Below are 18,522 nucleotides of genomic sequence, written 5' to 3'. Positions count from 1 at the left end.
CGCAAGCGATATCCGGGGATATGCACAACCAGCCCCGGGTGTCGCTGCGCTCACCCGGGCTACGGGAGCGGGCTACAAATTCGCCAGCCCGCATTCGACGGCGAGGCGGACCAGCTGGGCGTCGGTCCGCATGCCGGTCTTGGCCTTGATGAGGTAGTGATAGTTCTGCACGGTCTTGGTGCTGAGGTTGAGGTTGGCGGCGATCTGCTCCTTGGTGCTGCCGGCGGCCAGCTGCCGGAGGATTTCGATCTCGCGCTCGCCGAGCTGGTCGAGCGCCGATCGGGTCGGCACCAGGCTTTCCATCGCCAGCACGCGGGCGACGTCGTCGCTCATCGCATGCTCGCCGCGCGCCACCGAGCGGATCGCCGCGATCAGCTCGGCCGGTTCGCTGCCCTTGGTGACGAAGCCACTGGCGCCGGAGCCGAATGCCGCTTTCACCTGGGCCGCCTCGCTATGCATGCTGAAGACGAGGATGCGCGCGTCAGGGTCGCGCGCGCGGATGTTGCGGATCGCCTCCAGCCCGCTGGCACCCGGCATCGAGATATCCATCACCACCACGTCCGGCTGGTGCGACTTGAACGCGCGATAGGCACTGGCGGCGTTGTCGGCTTCGGCGACCACGTGGAAATCGTCCTGATGCTCGAGCACGCGCCGATAGCCCTGGCGGACCACCGGATGATCGTCCACCAGCAGGATCGAGATGCCCCGAATCTTCGCCGTTGTCGTCGTCACGGTTGTCATCTCAGGCGGCGAGCGGGATCGTGGCGGCGACCGACAGGCCGCGGCTGGCGCGCGCGATCGACAGCGAGCCGCCGAGGGCTGTGACGCGTTCGCTGACGCCGGTGAGGCCGAAGCCCGCGGATTGCGCCACCTTGGCCGCATCGCCGCCGCCGTCGTCCTCGACGCGCACCAGCAGGGCGTTCTCGCTTCCGGTGCGCCGCTCGATCCGCAGCACGATCTCGCGCGCCGAGCTGTGGCGCAGCGCATTGGTCAGGCATTCCTGCGCGACGCGATAGGCGGTGGCGGCGACCGTGCCGCTGATGTCGGCAAGGTCGCCCTGCAGATCGAGCTGGATCATCGGCTGCGCCGTGCGCGACCGCCAGCTGTCGACGAGATCGACGAGGCTTGCCTCCAGCCCGAGCTCTTCGGCCGGCGGATGGCGCAGCCGGTTCAGTGTATCGCGCAGGCACGCCATGATGCGGCGCGTCGCCTGCGAGATCATCCGTGCATCCTGTGCAATTTCGGTGCCGGCGGCGTACTTGTCTCCGGCGCTTGCCTCGATCGTGTTGGCGAAGGCGAGGATCGCGGTGAGATTCTGGCCGAACTCATCGTGCAGCTCGCGCGCCAGCGTGCGGCGTTCGTCGTTGCGGATTTCGAGCAGCCGCCTGGTCAGCACCGTGCGTTCCTCCTCGGCAAGCGCGAGGCGGTCGCCGAGATCGCTGACGGCGCGCCCGATCATCGCGAGCTCCATCGAGCGGACGCGCGGCAGCGGCGTACGGTACTCGCCGTCGGCCATCCGCCGCAGCGCGGACACGATCGAGTGGGCGGGCGCCAGCGTGTGCGCGATCGCAAGCGAAGCGAGCAGCGCGATGGCGAGGGCCATCAACAGCGCGACATGGATGTTGTCGAGGATGTGCTGCCAGGCGAGCGCGATCGCGGCGTCCGGATCGGCGATGGCGCGGACGGTTCCCGCGGTCGCGGCGCGGGCGCTGATCGGCCGCTCCACGGTGGCGTGATCGCCGAGTATCATCTGCACGGTGGCCGCGAACCAGCGTGGCGGCGCCTTGCCGATCCCCTTGCTCTGGCCGCAGAGCGGCTTCTCGAAGGCGCCGGCCGGTTCGAACTGCACGCAGATCCCGGGCGCGATCAGGCCCATGGTTTCGATGGTGCGCCAGTCCGGTGCCGGCAGCAATTGCTCGCGCATCCGGTTGCTGCGCAGCAGCAATTCGCGCCAGTACAGCGCCTCGAGCGATTGCGAGACCCGCTCGGAGGACGCCTGCGTGGCGCGATCGACGCTGCGATAGGCGTCGATCGTGGCCCAGACGGTGGCTGCGCCGAGGCATAGCGCGACGATCACGAGCAGGCGGGCGACCAGTTGAAGCACGAGGCGCATGCGATCACTCCACGGCCAGAGCACGATCCGGACAGCAGAGAAGCGGCTGGTCATGCTCAAACGACAGAAGCGATGCTAACAGCACCGCTGTTCCCCGCCAATCGCAAGCATGCGAAGCTGTGCAGGTCGGGAAATTTGCCCGACGAAATCTGGGCAGATGTCTTTGGACGGCGCAGGCCGGCTCTGCTCTAACGGACAGTGAGGCCCTCGCTGAGCCTCATGGAACACAGGGAGCTCACGCAGCATGGATGCCAAGGTCGACGTCGCGGCCGCATCGGCCGCCACGGACGCGGCGGAGCGCAGCGCCCTGCTGCTCTGGATGATCTTCACCGGCCTTTCGGTGTTCGCCGCCTTCCTGCTGTGGCGCTACGGGCTGATCCGCCTCATGATCAGTTCCGACCGCACCTACATTTCGAGCGTCATCGCCGTCCTCTACATCGTCACCTGCATCCATTGCTTCTGGCGGACACGGGCGATCGCGCGGGAAGGCGAGGTGGCGCGCTCTTGCCGCACCATCCTCGCCGCGCCCGATGGCGCCAAGATCCTTGCATCAGGGGCGCTTGCATCAGATGCGCGCGGCCTGCCCGGCGGGCTCGTCACCGATCACATCAAGAGCCTGGTGCAGAAGGCCGAGGCGCAGGCGAAAGGCCGCATCGACCAGACCCTGCTGCTGCGGACGCTGGCGGACCGGCTGCGCGGGTCCAACGGCTTCGGCGCCTTCGTCTCCGACACGCTGATGAAACTCGGCCTGCTCGGCACCATCATCGGCTTCATAATCATGCTGGCGCCGATCGCTTCGCTGGATGCCGCCGACAAGGTCGCGATGAAATCGTCGATGGGCCTGATGAGCGACGGCATGGCGGTCGCGATGTACACGACGCTGGCCGGGCTGATCGGATCGATCCTGGTCCGGATCCAGTATTACATGCTCGATTCCGCGACCCAGCGGGTGTTTTCCGACGCCGTCGTGCTGACTGAGACGCACGTCACGCCGGCCCTGGAACGTCGCCTCGGTACGCCGTCATGATGGATGAGTTCGGGCTCTATCCGCGTGAGGAGCCGTTCGATCCGCTCGGCGTGATGTTGTTCAAGGCGCTGCAGGTCATCGCTTTCCTGTTCTTCCTGGCGCTGCTTGCGGTGTCGCCGGATTCCAAGGAAGGCAAGATCGAATCCAAGGCGGAGTTCATCATCACGATGGACTGGCCGGACAACCATCCTGACGATCTCGACCTGTTCGTGCAGGATCCGGCCGGCAACATCGCCTGGTACCGGCATCGCGAGGCCGGATTCCTGACGCTCGATCGCGACGACCGCGGCGGCGCCAACGACTTCATCATCGTCAATGGCAAGAAGATCGCCTCTCCGATCCGCGAGGAGATCGTCACGCTGCGCGGCATCGTCGCCGGCGAATACACCGTCAACGTCTCGCATTTCCAGGCCACGACCGGCGAGCCGGTGCAGGCCAATGTGAAGGTGCAGAAGCTCAATCCGACGGCGCAGGTGATCTTCGACGACAAGCTGACCGTCGATCACACCGGCGACGAGAAGACCGCGGTCAGGTTTCGTCTCGACGCCGAGGGCAAGGTGATCAACGTGGACCGGCGGCCGAAATCGCTGCTCGAGACCTTCCGCAGCAGCTGGCGCAACGGCGCCGACATGGATCCGAAAACCGGCGTCAGGGTGCTCCGCCGTGATTAGTCTGCAGTCGGTGATCCTCACGCTTGCGGTCGCATACGCGGTGGTTGGTGCGCTGCTCTTGATCGTGCTGGTCTATGCGCGGCTGCACTGGTCGCTGAAAGCTGTCGTCATCGTCGTGACCAGCGCGTTCTATTTCGTCAGCTTCGGCGGCATGCGCGGTCTGCTCGGCTGGGCGTCCGCGGAAAAATTGCCGGCGAATTTCAAGCTGCTGTCGACGCGAATCGTGGAGCCGCATTCGCTCGAGGGCGACCCGGGCTCGATCTATCTCTGGGTCGAGGAGCTTGACGAGGACAACCGGCCGAGCGCGATCCCGCGCGCTTTCCGCATTCCCTATAGCGAGGCGTTGGCGGAGCAGACACACACCGCCGAGAACGAGATCAAGGCCGGGCATCCGCAGGGCGGGCGGGCGGCGGATTTCGGCGGTGGCGACGGCACCATCATGGACTTCGTCAGGGAGTACATCACGCCGAAGACGATCGTGGAGACGACAGGCGGCGATTCCACGACGGGGACGTTCGTGGCCCCGCCGGCCGGCGCGCAAGGGTCGGTGTTCACGCCATTGCCGCCGCCCCGGATGCCGCCCAAGGACGAGCAGCAATAGCAGGATGCCTATCCAGAAGGTGGCACAAAAATAGGGATCGGCAATAATCAGTCAGCGGGATGGACAGTAATCATCCGGAATTCCTCAATTCCCTGAAGTGTGTAGTCTTGGGGCTAACCGGGGCTAGATTTCATCCCGAAGCGATTTTCCCGGCAAAGGGGCCGCTGCGTGAAGCGGCCCCTTTCGATTCCGGCAGCAATGTACGGTGAGGGGCCGGCGCGGCGAGGCGGGCTCACAGCACCGTCAGGAATGCGATCGCAAGCACCATCAGCCACCCGACAATGACGAGCGAGACCACCGCGCCCGCGGTGATCTTGGCGATCTCCTTCAAGGTCATTGGCCGGTCCATGCAAGTCTCTCCCGGGTAGCCCCGAGCGAGACATAGGCGCGGATTGGCAGATCGCCCGGCTGCTCACGGAACGTTGTAGCGCCCGTAAGCCAGGGGTGGGCCTTTCCCGCGGACCCGGCTGTCATTTCACAAAATATTGTCTGACAGATATTGAAATCTGTCAGCGGGATGGTGTATATATTTATCAGCCCAAGGGAGGAGGGCGCCCAGTGGCTGTTCCGGCGTTTGGCCGGGGAGCCGGACTTAATTTGACTACCTCGAAGGACTACCTCCATGACCATAGAAATCTTTCAATTGACCGCCCAGATTCAACAGTGGCTCAATCTTCGCGTCGCTCGCCACTTGGCCGCCCAGGCCGCCAAGTTCACCCGCGGGCAGGACAGCGATAACCAGACGGTAAACGCATGAACGAGGCGGTGGTTTTGACACCCGAGCGGATCCTTGAGGCAACTGAGGATGTCTTGAGGCGCTTCGGGTTGACCAAGGCCACCGTTGTCGACGTTGCCCGTGCGCTGGATGTCAGCCACGGCAGCGTCTACCGTCACTTCCCCAGCAAAGCCTCGCTGCGCGATGCCGTCGCCAAGCGCTGGCTCGACCGCGCCAACGAGCCGCTGTGCAAGATCGCAGCCGGCGAAGGCCCGGCGCCGGAGCGGCTGGAGCAATGGTTGCGCACCGCCTTCACGATCAAGCAGAAGAAGGTCTGCGACGATCCCGAGATGTTCGCGACCTACCTGGCGCTGGCGCAGGACGCGCGCGAGGTGGTGGAAGCCTACAAGGACAAGCAGGTCGACCTGATCGCGAAAATCCTCTCCGACGGTGTCGCGCAGGGCGTGTTCGAGATCGACAATGTGAAGGCGACCGCCCGTGCCGTGTTCGACGCCACCGTCCGCTACCATCACCCGGCGCATGCTGAGGAATGGGCCAAGCCGGAATGCCCGGGGCGGATCGATGCGCTGCTGGCCCTGCTGCTGAAGGGCCTGCGGGTCTGCAAGCCCTAGCTGAGCTTTCTGCCGACATCCCCTGACCACCTGATGCCTTTGGCCCGATTGCGAGCCCGGGGCCGCATGTGCTTGATATCGGATAGGGATCAGCAACGCGGACCACGATGCGGCTTGCACTGTTTGCCGATATTCACGCCAACCGGCAGGCCTTCGCCGCCTGCCTCGACGCTGCGCATGCGCGCGGCGCCGAGCGGCTGATCTGCCTCGGCGATATCGTCGGCTACGGTGCCGATCCCGAATGGGCCGTCGACACGGTGATGGACCTCGTCGCCAAGGGCGCGATCGCGGTGCGCGGCAATCATGACAATGCGATCGGCGTGCCGAGCGACAGCATGAATGCCGAGGCGCAGGCTGCGATCGACTGGACCCGCGGCCGGCTCAGCGGCGAGCAGAAGGCGTTCCTTGCCGAGCTTCCGATGTCGCGGGAGGAGGACAATCGGCTCTACGTGCACTCCGAAGCTTCGGAGCCCGCGAAATGGCGCTACGTGCGCGACACCGCGGACGCCGCGCGCAGCATGATGGCCACCGAGCTGCAGATCACGTTCTGCGGCCACATCCATCGTCCCGGCCTCTATTCGATGTCCTCGACCGCCAAGATGACGAGCTTCGTTCCGACTTCGGGCATCGCCGTTCAGTTGCTGCCGGGGCGGCGCTGGCTTGCGGTGCTCGGCTCGGTCGGCCAGCCGCGCGACGGCGATCCCGCGGCGTCGTTTGCGATGTTCGATACCATAAGCCGCGAGATCACCTTTCATCGCGTGCCCTACGACGTCGCAACCGCGGCGGCGCGGATCAAGGCGAACGGCCTGCCGCACTGGCTCGCCGACCGCCTGCCGCTCGGCCGGTGACGCCGATGGCGGCGCTGGCGATGCAGGCGGGCGCCGAGATCGATGGCTTCACCATCGGCGAACGCGTGCACCGCGGCGGCATGGCGACGCTGTGGAGCGTCACCCATCCCGGCATCACCGTGCCGCTGCTGATGAAGGTGCCGCTCACCTCGGAGGGCGAGGATCCGGCCGCGATCGTCAGCTTCGAGATGGAGCAGATGATCCTGCCGCGGCTGTCGGGGCCGCACGTGCCGGCCTGTTTCGGCACCGGCGACTTCGAACGCCAGGCCTATGTGGTGATGGAGCGCATCCCCGGTCAGACGCTCTACAAGCGGCTCGGCGAGCTGCCGATGCCGTATGAGGAGGTGAGGGTGATCGGCGGCAAGGTCGCCACCGCGCTCGCCAGCCTGCACCGGCAGAACGTCATCCATCACGACATCAAGCCGAGCAGCATCATGTTCCGCGAGCGCGGCGAGGCGGTGCTGATCGATTTCGGCCTCTCGCATCACCGGCATCTGCCCGACCTGTTGCAGGAGGAGTTTCGGCTGCCTTACGGCACCGCGCCCTACATGGCGCCGGAGCGCTTGCTCGGCGTCCGCGACGATCCGCGCAGCGATCTGTTTTCGCTCGGCGTGCTGCTCTACTTCTTCACCACCGGCGTCCGCCCCTTCGGCGAGACCGAAAGCCTGCGCGGCATGCGCCGGCGGCTGTGGCGCGATCCCTATCCGCCGCGCGAGCTGAAGCCCGACTATCCGCCTTGGCTGCAGGAAATCGTGCTGCGCTGCCTGGAGATCGACCCCGCCGCGCGCTATCCGACCGCGGCGCAGCTTGCCTTCGATCTCGGCCATCCCGATCAGGTGAAGCTGACGGCGCGGGCGCAGCGGCTGCGCCGCGATCCGCTCAGCACGGTCTGGCGCCGCCGCTTCAATCTCGGCGCGGTGCCGCCGCGGCCGAAGTCCGATGTCGCGGCCCAGCTCGCCTCGAGCCCGATCGTGGCCGTCGCGCTCGATATCGGCGAGGGTGCCGAGGCGCTGAACGACACCATCCGCGTCACCGCCGAGCGGGTGCTGTCGACCTCGCCCTCGGCGCGGCTCGCCTGCGTGAATGTGCTGAAGCTCAATCGCCTGGCGATCGACCGCACCCATGACGAGCAGGGCCAGAACAAGCATGTCGACCGCCTGGTGGCGCTGCAGCACTGGGCGCGGCCGTTCGGGCTCGAGGAAGGGCGGTTGACCGTGCATGTGCTGGAGGCGATCGATCCGGCGGCCGCGATCCTCGAGTTCGCCGCGGTCAACCTGGTCGACCACATCATCATCGGCGCGCGGCAGAACTCGCTGCGGCGCGCGCTGCTCGGCAGCGTGTCCGCCAGGGTCGCGGGGGAAGCGCCGTGCACGGTGACCGTGGTGCGGCCGTCGCGGCTGGCGTCGCAAGCGGACGACGGCGAGAGCGATGAGGCGGCGGAGCAAGCGGCGAATGCCGCGGCCACGCCGCCCGCACTGTTCTAGTTTCCCCGGATCGTCAGATCGCCTCGCCGCGAGCTTCGGCCGCCGCATGGCGGATCGCGGCGATGTTGGTCTTGTAAGCCTCGACCGTGCCGCCCTTGAACACGGCGGACCCCGCGACAAAGGCGTTGGCGCCGGCGGCCGCGAGCTGGCCCGCGACGTCGGGTGCAACGCCGCCGTCGACCTCGATGTCGATCGGCCGGCCCGCGATCATCGCCCTGACATCGCTGATTTTGCCGATCGCCGAGCGGATGAAGGCCTGGCCGCCGAAGCCGGGATTGACCGACATGACCAGCACGAGGTCGATCAGGTCGAGCACATATTCGATCGCGCTCGCCGGCGTTGCCGGATTGAGCGAGACGCCGGCCTTCTTGCCGAGCGCGCGGATCGCCTGCAGCGAGCGGTGCAAATGCGGGCCGGCCTCGGCATGCACCGTGATATGGTCGCAGCCCGCCTTGGCGAACGCCTCCAGGTAGGGATCGCAGGGCGAGATCATCAGATGGGCGTCGAAGATCTTTTTGGTGTGCGGCCGCATCGCCTTGATGACGTCGGGGCCATAGGAAATGTTCGGCACAAAGTGTCCGTCCATCACGTCGAGATGGATCCAGTCGGCGCCGGCCTGGTCGACGGCGCGGACCTCCTCGCCGAGCTTTGAGAAATCCGACGCCAGGATCGACGGAGCGATAACGAGGGGACGCGGGGTGAATGACTGAGTCATGTCAGCTGTTCCGGAACACTTCAGGGGGCGACGGGTGAGTCCGCCTAACATGCGGACGCGTGGCGGGCAATGACGAGCGGACGGCGCTCTGCGACCGGAAAATTCTTCCGCCGGCGGCAGCTCTTGCCGGGTGCGCGGAACCCGCTTCGATGCGGGAACGCCTGGTTTTGCTGGGTTTTTGCCATGGCACGCCCTTTGCTCAGCCATTGACCAGCGTTTGAGCCGCCAGGCGCGGCCCTGTTGGAGTATTGCCATGCTGTTCGCCCTTGGCGCTGCGTCGTCGGCCATTGACCTCTTGAGCTCGCTGATGTCGTCGAAGTCGACGACCAAGACCGGCAGCTCTGGTCAGGGGAATCAGACCACCGGCCTGTTCGCCCCTTCGACCGGTACATCGACGTCGGCCGGCAGCAGCACCGGTACCGGCTCGGGCAGCGGCTCTCCGCAGATTTCGCCGCTGACGATGGGCGCGCTGATTTCCGCGCAAAGCCAGTCCCAGACCGCGGTTTCAAACAGCCCGACGGCGGCCAGCCGCTCGGATGCGCTCAAGGACCTGTTCTCGCAGATCGATGCCGACGGCAACGGCAAGATCACCCAGTCGGAATTCGAGAACGCGCTCGGCGCCGGCGGCACCAATACGGCGCAGGCCGACGACGTGTTCTCCAAGCTCGACAGCAATGGCGACGGTAACGTCAGCCTCGACGAGATGTCCCAGGCCTTGCAGGGCCACAAGGGCGGTGGCCATCATCGCCATCACATGGCCAGTGGCTCGACCGACGAATCCAGCAGCGGCGCGGGCGGATCGAGCTCCGATCCCTTGATGCAGGCGCTGGACGGCGCGACCTCGACGTCGGTGACCAACAGCGACGGCTCGACCACCACGACGACGACCTATGCCGACGGCTCGAAGGTGGCTATGACGACGCCGGCCACATCCTCCGCGACCCTCAACGCGGCTTCGTCCTACAATATCGTCGAGCAGCTGATCCAGCGCCAGGCGAAGGCGATCTCGGCGCAGGACTTCGCTGCGATTTCGGTCAGCGCTTAAGACGAGACTGGTAATTTCCGTCATTGCGAGGAGCTCGGCGACAAAATTGCAAAGCAATTTTGCGCTGGAGCGACGAAGCAATCCATCTGTCCACATGTGCGGACAGATGGATTGCTTCGCTTCGCTCGCAATGACGGCAGAGCCAGAAGCGCGATGATCTAACCGAATCTGTCCCGCCAGCTCGGTAGCGCGCCGGCGAATGGCAGCGCGGCCGCTGAATGGACGCCGCGGGCGATGGCGCGCGCCACCGTGTTGGCGGCGAGCGCACCGAGCCTGGTGAGGCCGAACAGCGGATCGATCGGCCTGGCGCCGGTCGCGGCGGCAAACACCACGTCGCCGTCGAGCGGGGCGTGCACCGGATAGATCGCGCGCGCCATGCCGGTCTGCGCGATCATCGCAAGCCGCCGTGCCTGCGGCTTCGTCAACTGCGCATCGGTCACCACGACGACGAGGGTGGTGTTCTCGACGGCGCGCGCGTCGGCGCCGCCCTTCAGCCGCGCCTTTAGCATGTCCGGCGTGAACGAGGGCGGCAGGCCGCGCCCGCCGAATTCACCGCCGACCTCGAACGGCGCCGCCCAGAACCAGGGGCCGCTGCCGACCGTGACGCTGCCGACCGCGTTGACCACCGCGAGCGCCGCGACCGTCACGCCGTCGTCGGTCATGTCGGACGCCGAGCCGAGGCCGCCCTTCAGGTTGGCCGTGGTCGCGCCCATGCCGGCGCCGACGCTGCCGAGCTCGAAGTCATCGGAGGCGGCATTGGCCGCCGCGTAGCCGAGGTCGCGATAGGGCGGAAAGCGTCCCCACGCCTTGTTGCCGCCGTTGAGCAGGTCGAAGCAGATCGCGCCCGGCACGATCGGGATCACCGCGTCGCGGATACGGAAGCCGCGGCCGCGCTCGGCGAGCCAGGCCTGCACGCCGCCGGCGGCATCGAGCCCGTGCGCCGAGCCGCCGGACAGCGCGATGGCGTCGATCGCCTCGACGACGTTGTGCGGCGAAAGCAGCGCTTCCTCGCGGGTCCCGGGACCGCCACCGCGGACATCGATCGAGGCGACCGCCGGCCGCTCGAACAGGATGGCGGTGACACCGGAGGCGACCGTGGGATCGTCGGCATGGCCGACGGCAACGCCGGCAATATCGGTGAGAAGGTTTTTCACGATGGGTCCATCCGCCTGCTGTCCGATCGATCCGGTATAGCAGCCGCAACGGATGCATCAACCGTCGGGCATGGGCGGGCAGGCACCTGCGGTAAGACTTGCAGGCAACAGGTCAAGAAAACGCCCCGGCGGACCGGGGCGTTCTCGTACTCTGATTGGATCAGACGCGAGAGAGGCTCAGGAGCCCTTCGGATTGATCTCGGTGTAGTTGCCCTTGGCGTCCCACTTGTAGACGACGTAATCGATCGCCTTGATGTCGCCCTTGGCGTCGAAGGCCATCTTGCCGAGCACGGTGTCCCACTCGCCGGCCTTGATGGTGTCCATCACCTTCTTGGCGTCGGTCGAACCGGCCTTGGCGACGGCCTGCGTCCAGACCTGCATCGCGGCGTAGGTGTAAAGCGTGTAGCCCTCGGGGTCGATGTTCTTGGCCTTGAACTTCTCGACGATCGCCTTCGCGGTCGGCTTGTTGCGCGGGTCGGGGCCGAAGGTGAACAGCGTGCCTTCGGCGGCGGGGCCGGTGATCGAGGCGAATTCCTTGTCGTTCATGGCATCGCCGGCCATCAGCACGGTCTGCAGGCCCTGGTCGCGCATCTGGCGCAGGATCAGGCCGGCTTCCTGATGGTAGCCGCCGACATAGACCAGATCGATGTTGTCGCGCTTCAGGCGCGAGACGATCGAGTTGAAGTCCTTGTCGCCCTTGTTGTAGGACTCGAACATCTTCTCCTGGAAGCCGGCCTTGTTCAGCGCCTTCTTGGTCTCGTCGGCGAGGCCTTTGCCGTAGGTGGTCTTGTCGTTCAGGATCGCGACGTTCTTGCCCTTGTAATTCTTCATGATGTAGTCGGCTGCGACCAGGCCCTGCTGGTCGTCACGGCCGCAGACGCGCGCCACGTTCCAGAGCTTGCGCTCGGTGAACAGCGGGTTGGTCGAGGCCGGGGTGATCTGCAGCACGTTGGCGTCGGCATAGGCCTCGGAGGCCGGGATCGAGGACGACGAGCAGAAATGGCCGGCCACGAACGGGATCTTCGAAGAGCCGATCTTTTCCGCGATCGAGCGCGCCTGCTTCGGATCGCAGGCGTCGTCGTCGGCTTCCAGCGCGAGCTTCTTGCCGAGCACGCCGCCGGCGGCGTTGATGTCGGCGACCGCCTGCTCGGCGCCGTTCTTCATCTGCCGGCCGAAAGCGGATTCGGAGCCCGTCATCGGGCCCGCGACGGCGATGGTGATGTCTTGCGCGAACGCGCTCGCCGATAATGCGAACGAAGCGCCAAGTGCCAGGCCGATCAGCTTCAGTGATTTCATGAGACGTCCCTCGTGGTCGTTGCCTCTTGCGGAAGGGCCCGGCACGCCGGGCCCCAAAACCGCGGGCATTCTCAGCTGATTTCGCGGCGAAGTCACCGGCAATTTTCAGGCAAATCGACACTGCATCCGCCGCGTCTTGCTTGCGGGGACGGCACGGAACGTCAAGCTAGCCGCGGCGGCCGCCTTCCAGATAGGCGGCGCGGATTTCCGGGCGCTGCAGCAATTCGGCGCCGGTTCCGGCCAGCGTGATCAGCCCGTTGACCATGACATAGCCGCGATGGGCGAGCTTCAGCGCATGATTGGCGTTCTGCTCCACGATCAGCACGGTGAGGCCGTCCTGCCGGTTCAGCGTGCGGATGGCGTCGAAGATCTGCCGCGCGATCAGCGGCGCGAGCCCGAGCGAGGGCTCGTCCAGCATCAACAGCCGCGGCCGGCTCATCAGGGCGCGGCCGATCGCCAGCATCTGCTGCTCGCCGCCCGACAGCGTGCCGCCGCGTTGTGCGACGCGTTCCTTCAGGCGCGGGAACAGCGCGAACACCCGCTCCAGCCCGGCTGCGCGCTCGGCCTCGCTGCATTCGGTGGCATCGGCGCCCATCTGCAGGTTTTCCGCGACGCTCATGCGCGGAAAGATCCGCCGGCCCTCCGGCGATTGTGCGATGCGCAGCCGCGCGATCTCGTGGGTCGGCACGCCGGTGATGTCACGGCCGTCGAACTCGATGGCGCCGGCGCGGGCGCGCGGCCTGCCGAAGATCGTCATCATCAGCGTCGACTTGCCGGCGCCGTTGGCGCCGATCAGGGCGACGATCTCCCCGCGATTGATCTCGATATCGACGCCCTTCAGCGCCTCGATCTTGCCATACGCCGCGCGCACGCCGCGCACCGCGAGCAGGGGTGTCGTTGCCTGTGCCGCGCTCACGTGCCGCTCTCCATCACGGCGATCGCCTCTTCCTCGTCGGCGCCGAGATAGGCGGCGATCACCTTGGGGTCGTCGCGCACCGTCTGCGGCGTGCCTTCGGCGATCTTGACGCCGTAATCCATGACCACGACGTGATCGGAGATCTCCATCACGACCGACATGTCGTGCTCGATCAGGAGGATCGAGGTGCCCTGTTCGTTGCGGATCGACAGCAGCAGCTCGTTGAGCCCGCCGCTCTCGCGCGCGTTCAGACCGGCCGCCGGCTCGTCGAGACAGAGCAGCACCGGTTCAGTGCACATCGCGCGCGCGATCTCGAGCCTGCGCTGGTCGCCATAGGGCAGATTTCCCGCGGCATCGTCGGCGCGGTCGAGCAGGCCGACGCGCGCGAGCCAGGTCCGCGCCAGATCGATGGCGCGCTGCTCGGCCTCGCGCCAGGACGGCAGGCCGAGCAGCCCGAGCAGGGTCAGGCCCGAGGCGCGCATCAGCGCGTTGTGCTGGGCGACCATCAGATTTTCCAGCGCGGTCATGCCGGGAAACAGCCGGATGTTCTGGAAGGTGCGCGCCACCTTGGCCTGCTTGGAGATGCGGAAATCGTTCAGCCGCTCGAGCTGGATGGTGCGGCCGTCGTCATGGGCGAGGCGCATCGCGCCCCCGCTCGGCCGGTAGAACCCGGTGATGCAGTTGAACACGGTGGTCTTGCCGGCGCCGTTCGGCCCGATCAGCGCGGTGATCTTGCGCCGCTCGGCCGCAAAGGACAGCTCGTTGACCGCGACGATGCCGCCGAAGCGCATCATCAGGCGGTCGACGGTGAGGATGGGGTCGCCGCTCATCCGTGGCCCTCCTTGACGAGGTCGGACGAGATCGCCTGGTTGCGTTCCAGGAACACGGTCGGCGCGCGATGGCCGATCAGCCCGCGCGGCCGCCAGATCATCAGCAGCACCATCGCCATGCCGAACACCAGCATGCGGTATTGATCGAGGCCGCGGAACAGCTCGAAGCCGCCGATCATGGTCAGCGCGGCGAGCGCCACGCCAAGCTGCGAGCCCATGCCGCCGAGCACCACAATCGCCAGCACCAGCGCCGATTCCTGGAAGGTGAAGGATTCCGGGCTGATGAAGCCCTGCCGGGTGGCGAAGAACGCGCCGGCGAGGCCGCCGAACATCGCGCCGGTCGCGAACGCCGTCAGCTTGGTGGTCGTGGTGTTGATGCCGAGCGCGCGGCAGGCGACCTCGTCCTCGCGCAACGCTTCCCAGGCGCGGCCGATCGGCAGCCGCCGTAGCCGGATCGTCACCCAGTTGGTGATCAGCGCCATCGCCAGGATCAGATAGAACAGGAAGACGAGGCGGTGGGTCGGCGAGAATTCGATGCCGAGCTTGGCGGCGAGCCCGTCGTCACCCGCCGTCAGCGGAATGCCGAACATGGTCGGGCGGGGAATTCCCGAGACGCCGTTGGGGCCGCCGGTCAGGCTCTGCCAGTTGATGATGACGAGGCGGATGATCTCGCCGAAGGCGAGCGTCACGATCGCAAGATAGTCGCCGCGCAGCCGCAGCACCGGGAAGCCGAGCAGCACGCCCCAGAACGCCGCCAGGATGCCGGCAAGCGGCAGGCAGACCCAGAACGACAATCCGAAATTGGTCGCAAGCAACGCATAAGAATAGGCGCCGACCGCGTAGAACGCGACATAGCCGAGGTCGAGCAGGCCGGCGAGGCCGACCACGACGTTCAATCCCCATCCCAGCATCACATAGGTCAGGACCAGGATCGACAGGTCGAGAATGTAGCGCTGGTTGTAGAAGATGACAGGCACGAGGAAGGTGAACACCAGGAGCGCCGGCGCCAGCCAGCGGCCGGCGAACGACATCGCCGATTGCACCGGCTTCGGCACGACGCGGTCCTTGTCGACCGGTCCCCACCATTGCCGCAGCAACTCGACGACGATGCTGCCGCCGAACACGGTAGCGACAAGGGCTGCGAGGTCGCCGAACCGCGTCCAGTAGATCAAGCCGCCCTGCGGCCCGGCCTCGGTGCGAACGCCGATCATCAGCGAGAACAGCACCAGCGCGACAAGGGCGCTGATCAGGGCCTTCTTGAGAATGAAGGCGCTGCCCGAGGGCTGCGCGGCGTGCGAGGGGCGGGCTGAGGTCGCGCTCACGAAGTGCCTGTCAGACTTTTTCGACTTCGGGACGGCCGAGCAGGCCGGTCGGCATGAAGATCAGCACCACGATCAGGATCGAGAACGCGGCGACGTCCTTGTACTCAACCGAGAAATAGGCCGACCAGAACGTCTCGATCAGGCCGATCGCGAGTCCGCCGAGCATCGCGCCCGGCAGCGAGCCGATGCCGCCGAGCACGGCGGCGGTGAACGCCTTGATGCCGGCGACGAAGCCCATGAAGAAATCGACCAGGCCGTAATACAAGAGATACATCATGCCTGCGACCGCGGCGAGCGCAGCGCCGATCACGAAGGTCATCGAGATGGTGCGGTCGACGTCGACGCCGAGCAGCGCGGCCATGGTCTGGTCCTGCTCGCAGGCGCGCATGTCGCGTCCGAGCCGGGTGCGCGAGACCAGCCAGGTGAACAGCGCCAGCACGACGATGGTGGCGAGCACGACCATGATCTGGATGTTGGAGAGCTGCACGGCGAAGCCCGACGAGCCTTCATGCAGCGTGTAGCCGCCGGTGATGATCGGCGGCACCGGCTTCACCCGCGCGCCCTGCGACACCTGTGAGAAATTGGTCAGCACGAATGACATGCCGATCGCCGAGAGCATCGGCGCCAGGCGGAACGAATGCCGCAGCGGCCGGTAGGCGATGCGCTCGATGGTCCAGCCGTAGAGCGCCGTGATCGCCATCGAGACTAGCAGCACGATCAGCAGGATCAGGGGGATCGCGGTGAGGCCGAGCGACACCAGCACCAGGAACGAGATCAGCGCGATGAAGCCGCCGATCATGAAGATGTCGCCATGGGCGAAGTTGATCATGCCGACGATGCCGTAGACCATCGTGTAGCCGATGGCGATCAGGCCGTAGATCGAACCGAGCACGAGGCCGTTGATCAATTGCTGGGCGAAATAATCCATACGCTGCCGTCAGAGCCTGTTCGGTTGAGAACCGACCAGGCTCTCGTGTTGATCTGGACGCGCTTTCTTCACGCGAACCGGTTCCCACTTCGCTCGAAAACGCTACGTCGAGGGTGACGCGGCGAGGGCCCCGGCAGCCTGATCCGTCGCGTCGTGTCGTTTTCTAACAGTGGAACCCCGGGCGCGGCAACAGCGTGGCAGCAGCAGAAAGGGCTTGTACATAACTAGTTTGGCGGATGCGGTTCCGATGTCACAGGGCCGACATGGCTTTGCCCTGCAATGATCACGCCGGAACCCGTGTTCCCCGAGCAACCGCGCTTCCGACGCGCGCGTTGTCCCCAGCTTGATGAAAGCAAAGGGAGTAGCTGAATGAGCAACCCAAATCAGAATCCGGGACAGCCGAACCAGAACCCCAATCAGAAGCCCGGCCAGCAGCAGCAGGGCGGCGGCCAGAAGCCCGGCCAGCAACAGCAGGATCAGGGCCGGCAGGGCCAGAAGCCCAATCCGGAGCGCTAATTCGGACAATTGAGCCGAACTAGCAGGGAGGCCTCGCCGAAAGGCGAGGCCTCCCTTGTTCAGGCTGGACCCTTTTCGCTTGGGCTGTCTTGTTCAGGCCAACTGGTCGGCGAAGCGGCCGCGGAAGGCGTACGAACCGAAATGCGTGAGCTCGCTTCGAAGGTCGAGCCAGATTTCGCCGCCGAGATCGATCCAGCGCCGGCAGAACGCGTAATCTTCGGACAGATACTCGCCGGTTGTCTTGTCGATCATGCATTCGAACAGCGAGACGCGGTCGAGGTCGGCGCGAACCAGGTCGCCGGTGTTCAAGTCGTTGCTCTTGTGGTTCGCCCGATATTTGAGTTCGGGATGGGCGTCGCACAGCCTGACGAGGGCGGATCGCTTCATCATGAGAAAGCCGGTTCCGGCATATCGGACCTTGGCGAAGCCGTCGCCGCGAGATGTGATCTGGTCGCCCTCCCATGTGACGACATAGTCCAGCGAGGATGACGCGAGGTTCTTGCGCTTGGCGTCCGCAGCCCGCTGCACCTTTGCCCAATCGATGTGCTTGAGCGGATAGGCCGCGGCCGAAACATCAGTGCCGCAATCCAGCAGCCGGAACACGGACTCGGGTTCGAAGCCGATATCGGCATCGATGAACAGGAGATGGCTGGCGCCGGATGCAAGGAATTGGTGGGCCAGTTCGTTCCGGGCGCGGACGATCAGCGATTCGTTTCCGATCAGATGAAACTGGATGTCGATGCCCCGGGCGGTGGCCGCAGCCTGAAGCTTCAGGGCGGACAACACATAGGCCATCTTCAGATCGCCGCCGTAGCAGGGCGTTGCGACGAAAACGCGCGTTCTATCGGTCATTTTACCCCTTTATCCCCGGCCGGCGCCGATCTTGCGCAGATCCCGGCCTCGATCCGGAATCGTCGCATCGCGCTTAACCTTAACAAAGGGTTTAAATTGCTGCCGGCAATTGATCGGCGTTAGCTCGCAAGCTGAACCGTCGCCGGTCTGAAAGGCGCCGGAAGCACGGGAAGCGGCAATGTCGAACAACTGGCGGATCAGCTCCTTCAACGGCGCGCTGCTTGCGGCCTATTTCATTCCGGTCTGGACCATCATCGCCTTCAGCATCATGGTGTCGCCGATCCACGGCCTCTATGAGCGGCCGAGCGTGTCGATCGCGTTCTATGCCAGCGACTATCTGCACCTCGGCAAGATGGCGACGGTGCGCCTCGCATGGCTGCTCGCGCTGGCGCGGATCACCGTGGTGGCGTTCTTCGCAGTCTTCCTCGCGATGGCCGCCTTCTCACCGCTGCGCAAGAGCAGCAGCGGCGCCGACGAGGCGCTGGCGGTGGCGCTCTGCCTCGGCAGCGTGCTGAGCTTCGCCAGCATGATGATGGCCTCCAAGGTCGGCGAGGTCGAAGCGATGCGCATGCATGCGGCCGAGCTCCTGATGCTGCTCGGGACCGCGATCGTGATGCTGTTCGAGACTGCGCCGAAGCGAGCTCAAGCGTCTGCCAATGCAGCAACGACCACCGAAACGCCCGCAGGCCAGCTATCCCTTCAGCAGCCCTAGGTGGTGTGGACTCTAAGGATTCCCTTTTAGGAGCAAATCAGATTCAAGGCTGCTTTTGGGGAGGCCGTCTTGGGTGTGATGGACCGTTTGGTATTGAGCGACGCGGCGTGGAAGCGGATGGCGCCGTTGATCATAGGGCGCCCCG

At 65.7% G+C, this 18,522-nt stretch carries 21 protein-coding genes; 10 read left to right on the top strand and 11 right to left on the bottom strand.

Translation table 11 applies throughout. The annotated features are described in order from the left end of the window. Nucleotides 1–72: 72 nt before the first annotated feature. Nucleotides 73–741, bottom strand: coding sequence for a response regulator transcription factor (locus tag Q2M23_RS26085; RefSeq protein ID WP_076828491.1), 669 nt, complete (start codon nucleotides 739–741; stop codon nucleotides 73–75). Between the two features lies 1 nt (nucleotide 742). Further along, nucleotides 743–2,113, bottom strand: coding sequence for a histidine kinase (locus Q2M23_RS26080; RefSeq protein WP_316397532.1), 1,371 nt, complete (start codon nucleotides 2,111–2,113; stop codon nucleotides 743–745). 244 nt (nucleotides 2,114–2,357) lie between these two features. On the opposite strand from Q2M23_RS26080, the gene Q2M23_RS26075 reads away from it, so the two are divergent. From Q2M23_RS26075 to Q2M23_RS26045, 7 genes are all read left to right on the top strand, one after another. After that, the gene (locus tag Q2M23_RS26075; RefSeq protein ID WP_316397531.1) at nucleotides 2,358–3,140 is read left to right on the top strand and encodes a MotA/TolQ/ExbB proton channel family protein; all 783 of its coding nucleotides are present in this window, start codon (nucleotides 2,358–2,360) and stop codon (nucleotides 3,138–3,140) included. Then, nucleotides 3,137–3,811 carry a hypothetical protein gene (locus tag Q2M23_RS26070; RefSeq protein WP_026192978.1) on the top strand — a complete coding sequence of 225 codons (675 nt, stop codon included), beginning with the start codon at nucleotides 3,137–3,139 and terminating at the stop codon, nucleotides 3,809–3,811. The genes Q2M23_RS26075 and Q2M23_RS26070 overlap by 4 nt, the downstream gene beginning before the upstream one ends. Next, nucleotides 3,804–4,412 (top strand): hypothetical protein, encoded by a 609-nt coding sequence (locus tag Q2M23_RS26065; RefSeq protein ID WP_016843143.1) that lies wholly within the window; start codon nucleotides 3,804–3,806, stop codon nucleotides 4,410–4,412. Before Q2M23_RS26070 ends, Q2M23_RS26065 begins: the two co-directional genes overlap by 8 nt. Before the next feature lie 622 nt (nucleotides 4,413–5,034). Further along, nucleotides 5,035–5,169: a hypothetical protein gene (locus Q2M23_RS26060; RefSeq protein WP_016843141.1), complete on the top strand. Its 135-nt coding sequence runs from the start codon at nucleotides 5,035–5,037 to the stop codon at nucleotides 5,167–5,169. Next, complete coding sequence (locus tag Q2M23_RS26055; RefSeq protein WP_076828498.1) at nucleotides 5,166–5,759, top strand: TetR family transcriptional regulator; 594 nt, start codon at nucleotides 5,166–5,168, stop codon at nucleotides 5,757–5,759. Before Q2M23_RS26060 ends, Q2M23_RS26055 begins: the two co-directional genes overlap by 4 nt. Nucleotides 5,760–5,866: 107 nt before the next feature. Next, nucleotides 5,867–6,607 (top strand): metallophosphoesterase family protein, encoded by a 741-nt coding sequence (locus Q2M23_RS26050; protein WP_076828500.1) that lies wholly within the window; start codon nucleotides 5,867–5,869, stop codon nucleotides 6,605–6,607. 5 nt (nucleotides 6,608–6,612) lie between these two features. Continuing rightward, complete coding sequence (locus Q2M23_RS26045) at nucleotides 6,613–8,091, top strand: serine/threonine protein kinase (protein ID WP_076828502.1); 1,479 nt, start codon at nucleotides 6,613–6,615, stop codon at nucleotides 8,089–8,091. Nucleotides 8,092–8,104: 13 nt separating this feature from the next. Here the strand turns inward: Q2M23_RS26045 and rpe are convergent, their stop codons facing one another. Further along, nucleotides 8,105–8,806: a ribulose-phosphate 3-epimerase gene (gene rpe, locus Q2M23_RS26040; protein ID WP_076828504.1), complete on the bottom strand. Its 702-nt coding sequence runs from the start codon at nucleotides 8,804–8,806 to the stop codon at nucleotides 8,105–8,107. 253 nt (nucleotides 8,807–9,059) lie between these two features. On the opposite strand from rpe, the gene Q2M23_RS26035 reads away from it, so the two are divergent. Further along, on the top strand, nucleotides 9,060–9,851 hold the full coding sequence (locus Q2M23_RS26035) for an EF-hand domain-containing protein (RefSeq protein WP_076828506.1): 792 nt from the start codon (nucleotides 9,060–9,062) through the stop codon (nucleotides 9,849–9,851). 158 nt (nucleotides 9,852–10,009) lie between these two features. Here the strand turns inward: Q2M23_RS26035 and Q2M23_RS26030 are convergent, their stop codons facing one another. From Q2M23_RS26030 to Q2M23_RS26005, 6 genes are all read right to left on the bottom strand, one after another. Beyond that, entirely contained in the window at nucleotides 10,010–11,005 is a 996-nt protein-coding gene (locus Q2M23_RS26030) for a P1 family peptidase (protein ID WP_076828508.1), read from the bottom strand. A 177-nt stretch (nucleotides 11,006–11,182) separates the two neighbouring features. Further along, on the bottom strand, nucleotides 11,183–12,301 hold the full coding sequence (locus Q2M23_RS26025) for a branched-chain amino acid ABC transporter substrate-binding protein (RefSeq protein ID WP_028339917.1): 1,119 nt from the start codon (nucleotides 12,299–12,301) through the stop codon (nucleotides 11,183–11,185). A gap of 166 nt (nucleotides 12,302–12,467) precedes the next feature. Continuing rightward, entirely contained in the window at nucleotides 12,468–13,217 is a 750-nt protein-coding gene (locus tag Q2M23_RS26020; RefSeq protein ID WP_018272406.1) for an ABC transporter ATP-binding protein, read from the bottom strand. Continuing rightward, entirely contained in the window at nucleotides 13,214–14,047 is an 834-nt protein-coding gene (locus Q2M23_RS26015; protein ID WP_316397526.1) for an ABC transporter ATP-binding protein, read from the bottom strand. Before Q2M23_RS26015 ends, Q2M23_RS26020 begins: the two co-directional genes overlap by 4 nt. Next, entirely contained in the window at nucleotides 14,044–15,369 is a 1,326-nt protein-coding gene (gene livM / locus Q2M23_RS26010; protein ID WP_316397525.1) for a high-affinity branched-chain amino acid ABC transporter permease LivM, read from the bottom strand. The genes Q2M23_RS26015 and livM overlap by 4 nt, the downstream gene beginning before the upstream one ends. A 10-nt stretch (nucleotides 15,370–15,379) precedes the next feature. Beyond that, nucleotides 15,380–16,297: an ABC transporter permease subunit gene (locus Q2M23_RS26005; protein ID WP_028339921.1), complete on the bottom strand. Its 918-nt coding sequence runs from the start codon at nucleotides 16,295–16,297 to the stop codon at nucleotides 15,380–15,382. Between the two features lie 369 nt (nucleotides 16,298–16,666). On the opposite strand from Q2M23_RS26005, the gene Q2M23_RS26000 reads away from it, so the two are divergent. Further along, nucleotides 16,667–16,813, top strand: coding sequence for a hypothetical protein (locus Q2M23_RS26000; RefSeq protein WP_168858023.1), 147 nt, complete (start codon nucleotides 16,667–16,669; stop codon nucleotides 16,811–16,813). Nucleotides 16,814–16,906: 93 nt separating this feature from the next. Here Q2M23_RS26000 and Q2M23_RS25995 read toward each other — a convergent pair whose 3' ends face one another. Together Q2M23_RS25995 and Q2M23_RS25990 are read right to left on the bottom strand one after the other, a co-directional pair. Then, a complete protein-coding gene (locus Q2M23_RS25995) occupies nucleotides 16,907–17,665 on the bottom strand; it encodes a hypothetical protein (protein ID WP_316397523.1) in 759 nt (252 codons plus the stop codon). A 9-nt stretch (nucleotides 17,666–17,674) separates the two neighbouring features. Further along, nucleotides 17,675–17,875, bottom strand: coding sequence for a hypothetical protein (locus tag Q2M23_RS25990; RefSeq protein ID WP_316397521.1), 201 nt, complete (start codon nucleotides 17,873–17,875; stop codon nucleotides 17,675–17,677). Between Q2M23_RS25990 and Q2M23_RS25985 the strand changes: the two genes are divergently transcribed. After that, entirely contained in the window at nucleotides 17,844–18,377 is a 534-nt protein-coding gene (locus tag Q2M23_RS25985) for a hypothetical protein (protein WP_316397519.1), read from the top strand. The genes Q2M23_RS25990 and Q2M23_RS25985 overlap by 32 nt on opposite strands. The last annotated feature ends 145 nt before the right edge of the window (nucleotides 18,378–18,522 follow it).

It is taken from the genome of Bradyrhizobium sp. 33ap4, assembly GCF_032654765.1.
GTDB lineage: Bacteria > Pseudomonadota > Alphaproteobacteria > Rhizobiales > Xanthobacteraceae > Bradyrhizobium > Bradyrhizobium australafricanum.
The sequence above is the reverse complement of the archived record's forward strand: the minus strand, read 5'-3'. Positions and strand labels throughout refer to the sequence as shown.

Bases quoted from the DNA above. Each gene is read 5' to 3' on its own strand.
- Q2M23_RS26005 (WP_028339921.1), bottom strand. From the start codon at position 16,297: ATGGATTATTTCGCCCAGCAATTGATCAACGGCCTCGTGCTCGGTTCG.
- Q2M23_RS25985 (WP_316397519.1), top strand. From the start codon at position 17,844: ATGTCGAACAACTGGCGGATCAGCTCCTTCAACGGCGCGCTGCTTGCG.
- Q2M23_RS26075 (WP_316397531.1), top strand. From the start codon at position 2,358: ATGGATGCCAAGGTCGACGTCGCGGCCGCATCGGCCGCCACGGACGCG.
- Q2M23_RS26055 (WP_076828498.1), top strand. From the start codon at position 5,166: ATGAACGAGGCGGTGGTTTTGACACCCGAGCGGATCCTTGAGGCAACT.
- Q2M23_RS26060 (WP_016843141.1), top strand. From the start codon at position 5,035: ATGACCATAGAAATCTTTCAATTGACCGCCCAGATTCAACAGTGGCTC.
- Q2M23_RS26035 (WP_076828506.1), top strand. From the start codon at position 9,060: ATGCTGTTCGCCCTTGGCGCTGCGTCGTCGGCCATTGACCTCTTGAGC.
- Q2M23_RS26025 (WP_028339917.1), bottom strand. From the start codon at position 12,301: ATGAAATCACTGAAGCTGATCGGCCTGGCACTTGGCGCTTCGTTCGCA.
- Q2M23_RS25995 (WP_316397523.1), bottom strand. From the start codon at position 17,665: ATGACCGATAGAACGCGCGTTTTCGTCGCAACGCCCTGCTACGGCGGC.
- Q2M23_RS26080 (WP_316397532.1), bottom strand. From the start codon at position 2,113: ATGCGCCTCGTGCTTCAACTGGTCGCCCGCCTGCTCGTGATCGTCGCG.
- Q2M23_RS26085 (WP_076828491.1), bottom strand. From the start codon at position 741: ATGACAACCGTGACGACGACAACGGCGAAGATTCGGGGCATCTCGATC.
- rpe (WP_076828504.1), bottom strand. From the start codon at position 8,806: ATGACTCAGTCATTCACCCCGCGTCCCCTCGTTATCGCTCCGTCGATC.
- Q2M23_RS26000 (WP_168858023.1), top strand. From the start codon at position 16,667: ATGAGCAACCCAAATCAGAATCCGGGACAGCCGAACCAGAACCCCAAT.
- Q2M23_RS26015 (WP_316397526.1), bottom strand. From the start codon at position 14,047: ATGAGCGGCGACCCCATCCTCACCGTCGACCGCCTGATGATGCGCTTC.
- Q2M23_RS26045 (WP_076828502.1), top strand. From the start codon at position 6,613: ATGGCGGCGCTGGCGATGCAGGCGGGCGCCGAGATCGATGGCTTCACC.
- Q2M23_RS26050 (WP_076828500.1), top strand. From the start codon at position 5,867: ATGCGGCTTGCACTGTTTGCCGATATTCACGCCAACCGGCAGGCCTTC.
- Q2M23_RS26070 (WP_026192978.1), top strand. From the start codon at position 3,137: ATGATGGATGAGTTCGGGCTCTATCCGCGTGAGGAGCCGTTCGATCCG.